13 protein-coding genes are annotated in these 14,426 nt (G+C 53.4%); 9 read left to right on the plus strand and 4 right to left on the minus strand.

Annotation, left to right across the window (positions count from 1 at the left end):
* The first annotated feature begins 55 nt into the window (after positions 1-55).
* From eptA to pmrB, 3 genes are read left to right on the plus strand one after another with little or no spacing between them, the layout of a single operon-like run.
* Positions 56-1,699: a phosphoethanolamine transferase EptA gene (gene eptA / locus AOY24_RS12165; RefSeq protein WP_054176707.1), complete on the plus strand. Its 1,644-nt coding sequence runs from the start codon at positions 56-58 to the stop codon at positions 1,697-1,699.
* Positions 1,696-2,370 carry a two-component system response regulator BasR gene (gene basR, locus AOY24_RS12170; RefSeq protein WP_042999093.1) on the plus strand — a complete coding sequence of 225 codons (675 nt, stop codon included), beginning with the start codon at positions 1,696-1,698 and terminating at the stop codon, positions 2,368-2,370. The genes eptA and basR overlap by 4 nt, the downstream gene beginning before the upstream one ends.
* Positions 2,371-3,456, plus strand: a complete 1,086-nt coding sequence (pmrB, locus tag AOY24_RS12175; RefSeq protein WP_042999092.1) for a two-component system sensor histidine kinase PmrB — start codon at positions 2,371-2,373, stop codon at positions 3,454-3,456.
* Here pmrB and pmrR read toward each other — a convergent pair.
* Positions 3,453-3,542 carry an LpxT activity modulator PmrR gene (gene pmrR / locus AOY24_RS12180; protein ID WP_042999091.1) on the minus strand — a complete coding sequence of 30 codons (90 nt, stop codon included), beginning with the start codon at positions 3,540-3,542 and terminating at the stop codon, positions 3,453-3,455. The two genes, pmrB and pmrR, sit on opposite strands and share 4 nt — an antisense overlap.
* 60 nt (positions 3,543-3,602) lie before the next feature.
* On the minus strand, positions 3,603-5,105 hold the full coding sequence (gene proP / locus AOY24_RS12185; RefSeq protein WP_042321219.1) for a glycine betaine/L-proline transporter ProP: 1,503 nt from the start codon (positions 5,103-5,105) through the stop codon (positions 3,603-3,605).
* Positions 5,106-5,806: 701 nt separating this feature from the next.
* On the opposite strand from proP, the gene kdgT reads away from it, so the two are divergent.
* A complete protein-coding gene (gene kdgT / locus AOY24_RS12190) occupies positions 5,807-6,805 on the plus strand; it encodes a 2-keto-3-deoxygluconate transporter (protein WP_042999090.1) in 999 nt (332 codons plus the stop codon).
* A 17-nt stretch (positions 6,806-6,822) separates the two neighbouring features.
* Here kdgT and AOY24_RS12195 read toward each other — a convergent pair whose 3' ends face one another.
* Both AOY24_RS12195 and crfC read right to left on the minus strand, forming a co-directional pair.
* Positions 6,823-7,713, minus strand: coding sequence for a diguanylate cyclase regulator RdcB family protein (locus tag AOY24_RS12195; protein WP_054176708.1), 891 nt, complete (start codon positions 7,711-7,713; stop codon positions 6,823-6,825).
* A complete protein-coding gene (gene crfC, locus AOY24_RS12200; RefSeq protein ID WP_042999088.1) occupies positions 7,710-10,064 on the minus strand; it encodes a clamp-binding protein CrfC in 2,355 nt (784 codons plus the stop codon). The genes AOY24_RS12195 and crfC overlap by 4 nt, the downstream gene beginning before the upstream one ends.
* A gap of 528 nt (positions 10,065-10,592) precedes the next feature.
* Here crfC and AOY24_RS12205 point away from each other — a divergent pair.
* The 5 genes from AOY24_RS12205 to phnE all read left to right on the plus strand — a co-directional run bounded on the left by AOY24_RS12205 (position 10,593) and on the right by phnE (position 14,419).
* Positions 10,593-10,928, plus strand: a complete 336-nt coding sequence (locus AOY24_RS12205; protein ID WP_042999087.1) for a zinc ribbon domain-containing protein YjdM — start codon at positions 10,593-10,595, stop codon at positions 10,926-10,928.
* Positions 10,929-11,009: 81 nt separating this feature from the next.
* On the plus strand, positions 11,010-11,456 hold the full coding sequence (yjdN, locus tag AOY24_RS12210) for a VOC family metalloprotein YjdN (protein ID WP_054176709.1): 447 nt from the start codon (positions 11,010-11,012) through the stop codon (positions 11,454-11,456).
* A gap of 132 nt (positions 11,457-11,588) precedes the next feature.
* The gene (phnC, locus tag AOY24_RS12215; RefSeq protein ID WP_054176710.1) at positions 11,589-12,377 is read left to right on the plus strand and encodes a phosphonate ABC transporter ATP-binding protein; all 789 of its coding nucleotides are present in this window, start codon (positions 11,589-11,591) and stop codon (positions 12,375-12,377) included.
* A 148-nt stretch (positions 12,378-12,525) separates the two neighbouring features.
* A complete protein-coding gene (gene phnD, locus AOY24_RS12220; protein ID WP_042999084.1) occupies positions 12,526-13,542 on the plus strand; it encodes a phosphonate ABC transporter substrate-binding protein in 1,017 nt (338 codons plus the stop codon).
* Positions 13,543-13,639: 97 nt separating this feature from the next.
* A complete protein-coding gene (gene phnE, locus AOY24_RS12225) occupies positions 13,640-14,419 on the plus strand; it encodes a phosphonate ABC transporter, permease protein PhnE (protein ID WP_042999083.1) in 780 nt (259 codons plus the stop codon).
* Positions 14,420-14,426: the final 7 nt, after the last annotated feature.

Raw genomic sequence — 14,426 nt, forward strand, 5'->3', positions numbered from 1 at the left:
TGGCTTAACTTTACTTTGCGAGGATCTGCGCTAATTAGTCTACGGAAGCTCCACCATGTTAAAGCGCATTGTCAAAAGACCTCTTCTCAGCCTGCTGGCCTGGTTACTACTGGTTTCATTCTATTTGTCTGTTTGTCTGAACATCGCGTTCTACAAACAGGTTGTGCAGGATCTGCCGCTGGATTCCCTGCGTAACGTGCTGGTCTTCTTGTCGATGCCAGTGGTGGCGTTCAGCGTCATGAATATTGTCCTGACGCTGGCCTCTTTCCTGTGGCTGAACCGCCTGCTGGCCTGCCTGTTTATTCTGATGTCCGCGTCAGCGCAGTATTTCATCATGACTTACGGCATCATCATTGACCGCTCAATGATTGCCAATATGGTGGATACGACGCCTGCCGAAACGTTCGCCCTGATGACGCCGCGAATGGTGCTCACGCTCGGTCTTAGCGGCATTGTGGCGGCCATCGTTGCCTGCTGGATTAAAATCAAACCGACCACGCCTGTCCTGCGCAGCGTGCTGTATCGCGCTGCCAACGTGCTGGTATCCGTGTTATTGATCGTGCTGGTGGCGGCCTTTTTCTATAAAGATTACGCCTCACTGTTTCGCAACAATAAAGAACTGGTCAAAGCTCTCAGCCCGTCTAACGGCATTGTCGCCAGCTGGTCATGGTACTCCCATCAGCGCCTCGCGCACCTGCCGCTGGTACGCATCGGGGAAGACGCCCATCGTAATCCGGTGATGCAGCAAGAGAAGCGCAAAAATCTGACTATCCTGATCGTCGGTGAAACCTCACGTGGCGAAAACTACTCGCTCGGCGGCTACTCCCGCGAAACCAATCCGCTATTGGCAAAAGATAATGTGGTTTACTTCCCGCGCACCACGTCGTGTGGTACCGCCACGGCGGTCTCTGTACCATGCATGTTCTCTAACATGCCGCGTAAGCATTACGACGAAGAGCTGGCGCAGCATCAGGAAGGGATGCTCGATATTATCCAGCGCGCGGGCGTTAACGTACTGTGGAATGACAACGATGGCGGCTGTAAAGGCGCCTGCGACCGCGTGCCACATCAGAATATGACGGCGTTAAACCTGAAAGGGGAATGCATCGACGGCGAATGCTATGACGAAGTTCTGTTCCACGGTCTGGAAGAGTACATCAACAACCTGCAAGGTGACGGGGTGATTGTACTGCATACCATCGGCAGCCACGGCCCGACCTACTACAACCGCTACCCGCCGCAGTTCAGGAAATTTACCCCAACCTGCGATACCAATGAAATCCAGACCTGTTCACAGGAACAATTAGTGAACACGTACGATAATACCGTGCTGTATGTCGACTATATTGTTGATAAAACAATTAATCTTCTGAAAGCGCATCAGGATAAATTTACCACCAGCCTGGTGTATCTTTCCGACCACGGCGAGTCGCTGGGTGAAAACGGCGTTTATCTGCACGGCCTGCCGTATGCCATTGCGCCAGACTCCCAGAAGCATGTGCCGATGCTGCTGTGGCTGTCAGAGGATTATCAGCAGCGCTATCAGGTTGATGCCAGTTGCCTGCAAAAACAGGCGCGTACTCAGGATTACTCGCAGGACAATCTTTTCTCGACCATGCTGGGACTGACCGGCGTACAGACCACGCAATATCAGGCCGCAGATGATATTCTGCAGCCCTGCAGGAGAACCACGCAATGAAAATACTGATTGTTGAAGACGATACGCTGCTTTTGCAGGGCCTGATTCTGGCGGCACAAACCGAAGGGTACGCCTGCGATGGCGTGTCGACCGCCCGTGCGGCTGAGCAATGTCTGGAAACCGGTCATTACAGTCTGGTGGTGCTGGACCTCGGCCTGCCTGACGAAGATGGCCTGCATTTCCTTGCTCGCATCCGGCAGAAAAAATATACCCTGCCGGTGCTGATCCTTACTGCGCGGGACACGCTCGGCGATAAGATTTCCGGGCTGGACGTCGGGGCCGACGATTATCTGGTGAAACCTTTTGCGCTGGAAGAGCTGCACGCCCGGATCCGCGCGCTGCTGCGTCGTCACAATAACCAGGGCGAGAGTGAACTGGTCGTCGGCAACCTGACGCTGAACATGGGCCGTCGACAGGTGTGGAAAGAGGGAGAGGAGTTAATTCTTACCCCTAAAGAGTACGCGTTGCTGTCGCGTCTGATGCTGAAATCGGGAAGCCCGGTGCACCGGGAAATTCTCTATAACGACATCTATAACTGGGATAACGAACCGTCCACCAATACCCTGGAAGTGCATATCCATAACCTGCGCGATAAAGTGGGCAAATCCCGTATTCGTACCGTGCGCGGCTTTGGCTACATGCTGGTGGCGACCGCGACTGAGGAAAGCTAATTGAATCTGAAGCGTTTTCTACGCCAGCCCATGACCCTGCGTCGGCGGCTGATGATCACCATCGGCATGATTTTGCTGGTTTTCCAGCTCATCAGCACCTTCTGGCTCTGGCATGAAAGCACTGAGCAGATCCAGCTGTTTGAACAGGCGCTGCGGGATAACCGCAATAACGATCGCCACATCATGCATGAAATCCGCGAGGCGGTCGCCAGTCTGATCGTCCCCAGCCTGTTTATGGTGGGGTTAACGCTGTTCATCTGCTATCAGGCCGTTCGCCGCATTACCCGTCCGCTCGCCAACCTGCAACACGAATTAGAAACCCGCACGGCGGATAATCTCTCCCCTATCGACATTCACAGCTCAACGGTCGAAATTGAAGCGGTCGTTTCGGCGCTCAACCAGTTGGTCAATCGACTGACCACGACCATCGAAAACGAGCGTCTGTTTACCGCCGACGTGGCGCACGAACTGCGAACACCGCTATCGGGCGTCCGTTTGCATCTGGAACTGCTGTCAAAAGCGCATCACGTGGATGTCGCGCCGCTGCTGGGTCGTCTTGATCAAATGATGGACAGCGTCTCGCAGCTTTTACAACTCGCCCGCGTGGGTCAGTCTTTTTCATCGGGAAATTATCAGCATGTCAGATTGCTGGAAGATGTGATCCTGCCGTCTTACGATGAGCTGAGCACGATGCTGGAACAGCGCGAACAGACACTCCTGCTGCCTGACAGTCAGGACGATGCGGCTGTTCAGGGCGACGCGACGCTGCTGCGGATGCTGCTGCGTAATCTGGTGGAAAATGCCCATCGCTACAGTCCGGAAGGCACCACCATCGCCATTACGCTGAACGTTGATGACGAAGCAACAATGACAATGGCGGTAGAAGATGAAGGACCGGGGATCGATGAAAGCAAGTGCGGCGAACTCAGCAAAGCCTTCGTCCGCATGGACAGCCGTTACGGTGGAATCGGTCTGGGGTTAAGCATCGTCAGCCGCATTACGCAGCTGCACCACGGGCAGTTTTTCCTGCAAAATCGCAGTGGAACCACCGGAACCCGCGCCTCGGTGCTGTTGAAGAAGGTTTAGTAGGTTGAGACCCAAATGTACAGGAAGCTACTGACAATCAGTACGCTGAATACGGTCGTGACACTTTCATAAATACGCTGTTTCATCACACTCTCCTCCAGGGTATGGAAGAGAGTGTGCCAGTCAGAGATTAAGCAAACCTTAATTTACTCGTCAATTCGCGGATGCTGCTGCACCAGGCGCGTACGCTTCGCCTGCAGGTCCGCAATCTCCTGATCGATATCCTCAATTTTCTGCTCGATATTATCGTAGTGTTCACCGAGAATTTCTTTCGCTTCCTGAATATCCGAGGCGGCGGGCGTTGCCCCTTTCAGCGGCTGATTCGCGGTCTCTTTCATGGTGATACCGGTAATGAAACCAATCACCGCAATCACCATCAGGTAGTAAGCAGGCATCATCAGATTCTGCGAGCTTTCCACCAGCCAGGCCGCCAGCGTTGGCGTCAGACCGGCAATCAGTACCGAAATATTAAATGCCGCCGCCAGCGCACTGTAACGAATATGTGTCGGGAACATGGCTGGCAGTGAAGACGCCATGACCCCGGTGAAGCAGTTGAGGATCACCGCCAGCATCAGCAGACCGGCAAAAATCAGGCCGATAATATTACTGTTAATCAGAATAAAGGCCGGGATTGCCAGGGCAAACAGCGCGATGCTACCCATGATCACGAATGGACGACGACCAAAACGGTCACTCAGTAGTCCCATCACCGGCTGGACAAACAGCATCCCGATCATAATGGCGATGATAATCAGCACGCCGTGATCTTCAGAGTAATGCAGGTTATGCGACAGATAGCTCGGCATATAGGTCAACAGCATGTAGTAGGTGACGTTGGTAGCAATCACCAGGCCAATACAGGCCAACAGGCTGCGCCAGTGCTTAGTGGCGATCTCTTTAAAGGACACTTTTGGTCCGTCCTGCAAGCCTTCGCGGTCGCCCTGTTCCAGCTTATCGACGTGCTGCTGGAACGCCGGGGTCTCTTCCAGTGCATGACGCAGATAGAGTCCGATAATCCCTAACGGCAGGGCGATAAAGAACGGAATACGCCAGCCCCATTCCAGGAAGTTCTCTTCTCCGACCACCGTCGAGATCAGGACGACCACACCCGCCCCCAGCACGAACCCGGCAATGGAGCCGAAGTCCAGCCAGCTTCCCATAAAGCCGCGTTTACGGTCCGGGGAATATTCGGCCACAAAAATAGACGCGCCGGTGTACTCACCGCCGACGGAGAAGCCCTGCGCCATCTTACACAGCAGCAGCAGGATGGGTGCCCAAATGCCTATCGAGGCGTAGGACGGTATCAGACCGATACAGAAGGTACTGATCGACATAATCACGATGGTGATGGCAAGAATCTTCTGGCGACCATATTTATCGCCGAGCATACCGAAGAACAAACCACCGAGCGGACGAATCAGAAAGGGAACAGAGAAAGTAGCAAGGGCGGCAATCATCTGCACGCTGGGGTCAGCCCCCGGGAAGAACACTTTACCTAATGCGTAAGCAACAAAACCATAAACCCCAAAATCAAACCACTCCATCGCATTACCCAACGAAGCAGCGGTAATCGCCTTTCGCAATTTACCGTCATCGATAATCGTGACATCACGAAGCGTAATCGGTTTTACTTTTTTCCTTTTCAGCATAGCTGTCCTCGTAGACTAAGCCCTGTCTCGCGGCATATCGACTGCACTGGCGCACTGGGCGCAACGTCACCGTCGAGCGCGGGGTTGCTCAGACGCAACTCCTGTAACAAGCGTAGCAGGTTTACTTACACGGACTGGTTAAGGTCTGTACAACCGAACCTGTTGACGCCTGATTTGGGCGGTTAATGAGCTATCTACCCTACCAGTGTTTAAAATTGTGATCAACTTCACATATATGTTTAGGTTTCGTCAACGGAGGTAAATAAGGTGATCCTGAGTCTCTTTTTTTAAAGCACAGAGTTGTTCTTTTTTACGTTTTCGACCTCTATTTTGTTGTGCTTGCTTCATAAAAAGTCACTGCAGTTATTATTATTCTGCCAGGCAATTCCCTCTCATTTTTCACAACTTCTTTACGGTAATTTTAAATATTCAGATCGCGCGGGAATGTTTACATTGATTATGTGACAAAGATAACTAAAACAGCGTTTCGTTTTGATTGAATCAACATTCCAATGAATGCAAGATAATAGTCGTTGCAATACCACCGGGAAGCGAAAAACGCCGATACACGGTGCAATCGCTACGTAGAACATAAAGAGAATGTAGGTTTCCCTGCCTTCTTTTCAGATACAACCTTCTGAATTTTAATATTTTTTTGCCACCTTACCCGTATGTTCCACGGGCAAGAAGTGAGGACATTTATGAGAATTAAAGCCACCATTGAACGCATCCCTGGTGGGATGATGTTGATTCCATTGCTGCTGGGTGCGGTTGTAAATACCCTGGCACCGAATACCGGTGCTTATTTTGGTTCCTTTACAAAAGGCATGATTACCGGCACGGTACCGATTCTTGCTGTGTGGTTCTTCTGTATTGGTGCATCAATTGATTTACGCGCAACCGGTACGGTTCTGCGTAAATCCGGCACGCTGGTCATTACCAAAATTGCCGTAGCGTGGGTAGTGGCAATGATTGCCGCCTCGTTTATTCCGGATACCGGTATTCAGACCGGTTTCTTTGCCGGTCTTTCCGTACTGGCGATTGTTTCCGCGATGGATATGACCAACGGCGGTCTGTATGCCAGCCTGATGAACCAGTACGGTACGAAAGAAGAGTCCGGCGCATTCGTTCTGATGTCGCTGGAATCCGGTCCGCTGATGACAATGGTGATTCTGGGCGCTGCGGGTCTGGGCTCCTTTGAACCGCATCACTTTATCGGCGCAGTACTGCCGTTCCTGATCGGCTTCACGCTGGGCAACCTTGACCACGATCTGCGTGCGTTCTTCAGCAAAGCAACGCCGGTACTGATTCCGTTCTTCGGTTTTGCGCTGGGTAACACCATTAACCTGGGTGTGATTGTTGATACCGGTCTGTTGGGCATCCTGCTGGGTGTGGCGGTCATTGTCATCACCGGTATTCCACTGATTATTGCGGACCGTGTGATCGGTGGTGGTAATGGTACTGCAGGTGTCGCGGCGTCCTCTGCGGCAGGTGCCGCCGTTGCCAACCCGGTGATCATCGCGCAAATCAACCCGGCGTTTGAACCGGTTGCCGCCTCCGCGACGGCGCTGGTCGCTGCCAGCGTAGTGGTCACGGCGATTCTGGTGCCGATTATTACCGCGCTCTACGCCAAACGCTTCGCCAGGCTACCGGCTCCTGCTGGTGTGGAAGAAACGACAGCGGAATCCGCACACCACTAATCATCAGCCCTCTCCTCTCAAAACCTGAGGGGAGAGGGTGGAAACACCTCTTCAACCATCGCATCCACCAGTCGCTTTGCCGAACAGAGTCGCGGCATACCCAACGCAACCGGCTGCCAGCGCTGCGTCACAGACCAGCACACCGGATGTTTATCCGCCTCACACCAGTCTCCCAACCAACTCAGCATGTCGCTGTACTCAACTGAACCGGCGGTCGCGGTGGTACTCAACCACTGATGATAATAGTGACGCGTCGTCGGTGCGGCATTGATACTGTGGGCCAGATAGTTTGTCGCCATCGCCCGGAGATTATCTTTCAGCATCGCCGCCACGTCAGGATTCGCCAGACGACAGGCATCGCCAAACGGTCCCCAACGCAACTCTTCGAGCGCAATAAAACACCGCCCCGGCAGCGACCATCCTTCATACGCCCCCGCCAGCCATCGGGTAAATACCTGTTCACTGTGTTCCCCGGCCTGAACCGTGAGACCACGCTGGCTCAGCGCCTTCTCCTTCCAGGCACTGCGCTGGCTAAACCACTCGCTGAGGGTGGTAAGTTGCTGAACCAGTCCTGGGACGGACGGTCCGCGAGAGAGATCCGTCTGTTGAAGGACCTGCAGTCGCGCAGCGATCCGCGTCAGCGCCAGATGCCCCGGATCGAGCATACCCGCCAGCTTTTCCACCAGCTTCAGGCGCATCATCAGATGCTCGCTGAACATCCCGGCCATCGCCCACGCCCGCAACTGCGTCTGGGACAGAATCTCCTGCGTCAGGCGCTCGCGAAACTGCTGCTGTTGCAATGTGCCGTCAGCCCGTTTCGGTTCTTCTCCCTGAACCAGATCGACCATAAACTTCGGGTGGATACACTCCAGCGTCCGTCCGGGGCCTTCCAGTAACGCGTTTGTCATGTGTGTTCGGCCACAAAAAGGGTTTGAATGTCGTCACGGAGCAGGCGAGAGTCTTCATAAATCCAGGCGGTGGTGGCAATACTGTGCTGCAACTGCTGACTCAGACTCTGAACAGCTGATTCATTCTGCTGACGAACCAGCAAACTCTCGCGCAGGCTCTCCTGTAATCCCGCCAGGCACAATGAGAAATCGGCAAAAAACGTTGCCATACCTGCCGTAACTGAAACATCGACCTGCGCGGCTAAAGCTTTACGAATTTGTTGGCAGAAGTGGCTGACGTACTCCGCCAGACTCTGATGCAGCGCATTAATATCAATCAGATAGCGTGTCTTCGCTTCGACATAATCATTCCAGCCCCAGTTCGGCTGATTCAGCCAACGAGAGAAGGTTTCACGCACCCCGCTCACGCGAGGTTCGTCACTTTCGACGCGGTCCTGCTGGGCAATCGCCTCGCTGAATAACTGGCGCGTCGTGAAGTTAAACATGGAGGCGTGAAAGGCCGGAAAGCTGATTCGGGGGCGAAATCCCGCATGACTCAACTCCTCTTTCACCCGCATTTCGATAGGGCGCATCGCCTCATTCAGTGACCGGCTGAGCGTGGCTTCCAGTTGTTCAAAACGCATCGCCAGGTCGCGGCTGATGTTTTCCTGCGCCGCCAGCAGGACGCCCTCACAGGTGGAACGTAGTTTACTGAGGATCACCTGCGCCTGCGCTTCGTCATGCAGCACCAACACCTCTCCGTCAAGCTCCGCCTGCGGCAGCGGCGACCAGCTATCGCCACACGACAGTTTCAGGATCTGTTCACGGCTGAAAAAGGTCCCGATGTTGCGCAAGATCGTGGCCTGCTGCTGGTTGAGAAAGTCGTTGGCCGACGTCAGCGCCAGCCCGACCTCATGGCGGATCTCGTCGCTGACGCTGTCCTGGCTCACTTTCAGTTGCTGCATGTCCGCTTCCAGACGCATGATATTTTGCTGCAGCGTGTCAAAGGCCACCGTCAGACAGTGATAGCGGAAATCCAGATATTCGCGGGCGCTGTGGGCGTAATTCAGCAATTTATGCGAGGCGGAACGCAGCGCATACAGCGATGCATTGGCATAGGCGGCATGAATTAAGGTCTGAATCGGCTGTTCAAACAACGAATCTTCCCACAGCAAATCCGCCGCATGACGCAGGTGTTCGATATCATCCAGATCGGCGCTTCGCCAGCGCCGACCGAGCGCGGCTTCAGCAAAGTCCTGTACCCAGCGCTGCTCTTCGTGATCCGGGAGATGACCGTGGTTTGCCAGCTCATGGCGTGCCCGATTGGCCAGATAACCCCACATCGAGGAGACCGGATAAATCTGCGCCGGGTTAATACAACCCTTCATCAGGGTACCGGAAATCAACGCCCTCACCTGTTCTTCATCATCGCTGTTGCGATCTTTCTGGTCGAATTTATTCACCAACGCATACAACGGCACCGATTTTCCTACTGCGGCAATGGCCTGACGCACCTCTTCATCGGAAATCGATTTCAACTGCGTATAGTCCATCACCGCCAGAACGGCGGAGGCGCGAGCCAGTTGCTCATTGAGCATTTTTTGCAGATGCGGCTGCCCGGCTTCATTTGGCCCGGGTGTGTCCAGTAACGTCAGTTGACCCGGATAGTTCTCCAGCCCCGCCAGGTGCACAAACTCCACCTCAATCACCGGAATATGTTCAATCGCCGCATAGGCAGAAAAGGGAAAATCGACCTCCAGCGCTTTCGACAGGCGCACCAAATCGTTAAGGCTTTTCAGGCAGTGAAAGATCGGCTGTGCACCAAGATAATGGCGCTCAAACGCTTCCCCTCTTTCGATACGCTGCATGAGGCCGTTCATGTCTTTATCAATTTCCAGCACCTGCGTCAGATTCTGCCGATCGCAGGCGCGCATGCTCTCTTGCAGTGTCTTCATCAGCGCATCGATGGGCGCAACGTGGGAAAAATGCAGCACCGGTTCTTTCTGACCAGGCGTATGGCGAATGAGTGTCGGCAGCGCGGTCATTGGACGGTTGCGATTGGGCAGCACCTCCGTGCCGACAATGGCATTGATCGTTGTCGATTTTCCCGCTTTCATGGTGCCGACGATCGCCAGCACCATTTCCAGTCGCGAGATTTTTCGCAACTCATTGTTCAGCGTGGCCTGCTGGGCCTCGACACCCCGGGTACTGAAATGCATGGGCTGAACGTTGAGATCGTCCTCACTTTTTAATGATGAAGTGCTCTCCAGAGTGGCCGTTGGCATTTTTTTTACGGTCTTAAGATGCTCTAAAGAGAGCATCAGCAAGCGTTCCGCTTCCTGGCTCAATTCATATATTGTCTGTGTGTACATAAAAAATGTTTCCTTAACGCAAATTTTTATTTCTTTTATTTAGCCGTTTCGTTTATTAGTGAATTCTCGGCTTTAATAATTACGTATGGAAAAAAGAATTTATTAATTAATCTATTGATATCAATGAATTTATTATTTTAATTGCTTTTTTTTGAATAACACTCAGTGGCATAAGAAAGTAAAAAATCGTAGTTCAGATTTATAAAAACCCAGGCCAATTTTGGTTAATTTTACCTACCAGAAATAAGGGGCAAGGTGAGGTAAACGAACCCTAAGTAAAACTCGCTGAGCCAATTAGTTAGAATATTTCTCGTCACCTTATCTCAAATAACAAACGGTAGCAATTTCCCTTAAAAATAATAGCGCTTTTTTTCTGTCTGGCAGACAGGTTAGGTCACAGTACGGTATTTACCTTAAAAACAGAGTAGTCCCGACAACGTTAAGGATTTTGTGTATAATTGCGTCCTTTTTCGGCAATCTGCCATTTTTTGGGCGCTTTTGCCCTTGCTGACTTTTGAGGAAATCGACATGTCATTACCCCACTGCCCACAATGCAACTCCGAATACACTTACGAAGATAACGGCATGTACATCTGCCCGGAATGCGCCCATGAATGGAACGATGCAGAACCAGCGCATGACAGCGACGAACTGATCGTTAAAGATGCCAACGGCAATCTGCTGGCTGACGGCGACAGCGTCACCGTCGTGAAAGATCTGAAAGTCAAAGGCAGCTCTTCAATGCTGAAAATCGGCACGAAAGTAAAAAACATTCGTCTGGTGGAAGGCGACCACAACATCGATTGCAAAATTGATGGCTTTGGTCCGATGAAGCTGAAATCAGAATTCGTGAAAAAGAACTGATGTAAATTGCCCGGTGGCGCTTCGCTTACCGGGCCTGCGATAACTACACTTAACTGGCTTCTCTTACCTGAGGTAAAGATTATGTCGTTAAGTCCCTACATCTCTTTTGCCGGAAACTGTGCCGACGCCATCGCGTACTATCAAAAGACGCTGGGTGCAGAACTCCTTTATAAAATCAGCTTCGGTGAAATGCCCAAACCGGCGCAGGACAGCGAAGAGGGTTGCCCGTCCGGAATGACATTCCCCGATACCGCTATCGCTCATGCCAACGTGCGCATTGCCGATAGCGACATCATGATGAGCGATAGCATTCCCACAGGAAACGCTCACTATTCAGGTTTCACGCTGGTCCTCGACACGCAAAATGTCAACGAAGGGAAGCAATGGTTTGACAATCTCGCCGCAGAGGGTCAAATCGAAATGGACTGGCAAGAAACCTTCTGGGCGCATGGCTTTGGCAAAGTCAGCGATCGCTACGGCGTACCGTGGATGATCAACGTCGTCAAACAGCCCCAGCCAACCGAGTAACCTCACGGGAGGCATGCCTCCCGTTCTGTCATCAAACTCACCTTAACTCTTCATCGGCAGGTAACGTCCCCTTAACCCAAACGTCATATTGATCCGCCACGATAGGGCCACTTTTTTTAGAGAGGCCGCATCATGGAAACGATCATTCGCGTCGAAAAACTCTCCAAAACGTTCAATCAGCATCAGGCGCTGCATGCGGTTGATCTGAACATCTGTACCGGTGAAATGGTCGCTCTGCTGGGGCCGTCGGGTTCCGGCAAATCCACCCTTTTACGTCATCTGAGCGGTTTGATTACCGGCGATAAATCAGCAGGTAGCCGCGTCGAACTCCTCGGTCGCACCGTTCAACACGAAGGTCGACTGGCGCGCGATATCCGCAAAAGCCGCGCGCATACCGGTTACATCTTCCAACAATTCAATCTGGTGAATCGCCTGACGGTGCTGGAGAACGTGCTGATTGGCGCACTCGGCAGCACGCCGTTCTGGCGCACCTGTTTTAGCTGGTTTAGCGCAGCGCAGAAACAGCGCGCGCTCCAGGCACTGACCCGCGTCGGGATGGCGCACTTTGCGTACCAGCGCGTCTCTACGCTCTCCGGCGGTCAGCAGCAGCGCGTGGCCATTGCCCGGGCGCTGATGCAACAGGCCAAAGTGATCCTCGCCGACGAGCCGATTGCCTCACTGGACCCGGAATCCGCGCGCATCGTGATGGACACCCTGCGCGACATCAACCAGACCGACGGTATTACCGTCGTCGTCACGCTGCATCAGGTGGATTACGCCCTGCGCTACTGCGAACGGATTGTCGCGTTGCGTCAGGGACACGTTTTCTACGACGGCAGCAGCCAGCTCTTTGATAACGAAAGATTTGACCATCTCTACCGCAGCATGAACCGCGTCGAACAGAACGCGCAGGCTGCTTAATTCAAAAAGACCAGGCGTTATTGGCGCAGACAGACTGAAGGCGGCCAGCGCGGAAAAACGGAGCGTACACGTAGTACGTGAGGATGTTGAGCACTGCCCGAACTCAGGCTGGCAAGTGAAATAGCCTGGAACAACGTGAGGATAAAACATGAATTACAAGGCCGTTGCCGCGCTGGCGTTTACCAGCATGTTCAGCGTCAGTACTCTGCTCAGTCCCGCCTTTGCCGAAGAGCAGGAAAAAGCGCTGAACTTTGGCATTATTTCGACCGAATCACAGCAAAACCTGAAACCCCAATGGGACCCGTTCCTGAAGGATATGGAGAAGAAACTGGGCGTGAAAGTGAACGCTTTCTTCGCGCCGGACTACGCCGGGATCATCCAGGGTATGCGCTTTAATAAAGTCGACATCGCCTGGTACGGCAACCTGTCAGCAATGGAAGCCGTGGATCGCGCCAACGGCCAGGTCTTTGCCCAGACCGTCGCCGCCGATGGATCGCCGGGTTACTGGAGCGTGCTGATCGTCAACAAGGACAGTCCGATCAACAACCTCGACGATCTGATCGCCAAACGCAAAGATCTCACCTTTGGTAATGGCGATCCTAACTCTACCTCCGGCTATCTCGTCCCTGGCTATTACGTCTTCGCGAAAAACAATATCGCCGCCAGCGACTTCAAACGCACCGTCAACGCCGGCCATGAAACTAACGCCCTTGCGGTCGCCAACAAGCAGGTGGATGTCGCCACCAACAACACCGAGAACCTCGATAAGCTGAAAACGTCCGCGCCGGACAAGCTGAAAGCGCTGAAGGTTATCTGGAAGTCGCCGCTGATCCCAGGCGATCCGATCGTCTGGCGTAAGAACCTCTCTGAAGCCACCAAGGACAAGGTGTACGACTTCTTCATGAACTACGGCAAAACGCCGGAAGAAAAAACCGTACTGGAACGCCTGGGTTGGGCGCCGTTCCGCGCCTCCAGCGACCTGCAACTGGTGCCGATTCGCCAGCTCGCCCTGTTTAAAGAGATGCAGGGTGTGAAGGACAACAAAGGACTGAACGCTGAAGAGAAGACCAGCAAATCGTCTGCGATTAAAGCGCAACTGGACGATCTTGACCGTCTGACCGCGGCGCTGAGCGCCATGACCAGCGTCACCAAAGCGGTGCAGTAAACCTGACGCCCGCTGGCGCTTCGCTTACCGGACCTACAAACGTAGGCCGGATAAGGCGGAGCCGCCTTCCGCCAATAACGTACGCACGGAGCTAAACATGCAAACCATCACCGTTGCCCCGCCAAAGCGCAGTTGGTTCTCGCTCGTCAGTTGGGCCATTCTGCTCGCCGTGCTGGTCGTGTCGTGGAAAGGTGCCGAAATGGCCCCGCTCACGCTGATTCAGGATTCCGCCAACATGGCGACGTTTGCCGCCGACTTCTTTCCGCCGGACTTTAGCCAGTGGCAGGACTACCTCGGCGAAATGGCGGTGACCCTGCAAATCGCCGTCTGGGGAACCGCGCTGGCCGTGATCCTCTCCATTCCTTTCGGCCTGATGTGCGCCGACAACCTCGTGCCCTGGTGGATCTACCAGCCGATGCGCCGTCTGATGGATGCCTGCCGCGCCATTAACGAAATGGTGTTTGCGATGCTATTTGTGGTCGCTGTCGGCCTCGGTCCGTTTGCGGGCGTCATGGCGCTGTTTATCCATACCACCGGCGTGCTCTCCAAGCTGCTGTCCGAAGCGGTGGAAGCCATTGAACCCGGTCCGGTTGAAGGCATTCGCGCCACTGGCGCTAACAAAATTGAAGAAATTCTTTACGGTGTACTGCCCCAGGTGATGCCGCTGCTGATCTCCTACTCGCTGTACCGCTTTGAATCCAACGTCCGTTCAGCAACTGTCGTCGGGATGGTGGGCGCAGGCGGCATTGGCGTCACGTTGTGGGAGGCAATTCGCGGTTTCCAGTTCCAGCAAACCTGCGCCCTGATGGTGTTAATCATTGTGACCGTCAGCCTGCTGGATTTTCTCTCCCAGCGTTTACGTAAGCACTTTATCTGATTAGCGA

Source organism: Citrobacter sp. CtB7.12 (assembly GCF_001297795.1).
GTDB classification, from domain to species: Bacteria; Pseudomonadota; Gammaproteobacteria; order Enterobacterales; family Enterobacteriaceae; genus Citrobacter_A; species Citrobacter_A amalonaticus.

Bases quoted from the DNA above. Each gene is read 5' to 3' on its own strand.
- eptA (WP_054176707.1), top strand. From the start codon at position 56: ATGTTAAAGCGCATTGTCAAAAGACCTCTTCTCAGCCTGCTGGCCTGG.
- basR (WP_042999093.1), top strand. From the start codon at position 1,696: ATGAAAATACTGATTGTTGAAGACGATACGCTGCTTTTGCAGGGCCTG.
- pmrR (WP_042999091.1), bottom strand. From the start codon at position 3,542: ATGAAACAGCGTATTTATGAAAGTGTCACGACCGTATTCAGCGTACTG.
- proP (WP_042321219.1), bottom strand. From the start codon at position 5,105: ATGCTGAAAAGGAAAAAAGTAAAACCGATTACGCTTCGTGATGTCACG.
- kdgT (WP_042999090.1), top strand. From the start codon at position 5,807: ATGAGAATTAAAGCCACCATTGAACGCATCCCTGGTGGGATGATGTTG.
- AOY24_RS12195 (WP_054176708.1), bottom strand. From the start codon at position 7,713: ATGACAAACGCGTTACTGGAAGGCCCCGGACGGACGCTGGAGTGTATC.
- crfC (WP_042999088.1), bottom strand. From the start codon at position 10,064: ATGTACACACAGACAATATATGAATTGAGCCAGGAAGCGGAACGCTTG.
- AOY24_RS12205 (WP_042999087.1), top strand. From the start codon at position 10,593: ATGTCATTACCCCACTGCCCACAATGCAACTCCGAATACACTTACGAA.
- yjdN (WP_054176709.1), top strand. From the start codon at position 11,010: ATGTCGTTAAGTCCCTACATCTCTTTTGCCGGAAACTGTGCCGACGCC.
- phnC (WP_054176710.1), top strand. From the start codon at position 11,589: ATGGAAACGATCATTCGCGTCGAAAAACTCTCCAAAACGTTCAATCAG.
- phnD (WP_042999084.1), top strand. From the start codon at position 12,526: ATGAATTACAAGGCCGTTGCCGCGCTGGCGTTTACCAGCATGTTCAGC.
- phnE (WP_042999083.1), top strand. From the start codon at position 13,640: ATGCAAACCATCACCGTTGCCCCGCCAAAGCGCAGTTGGTTCTCGCTC.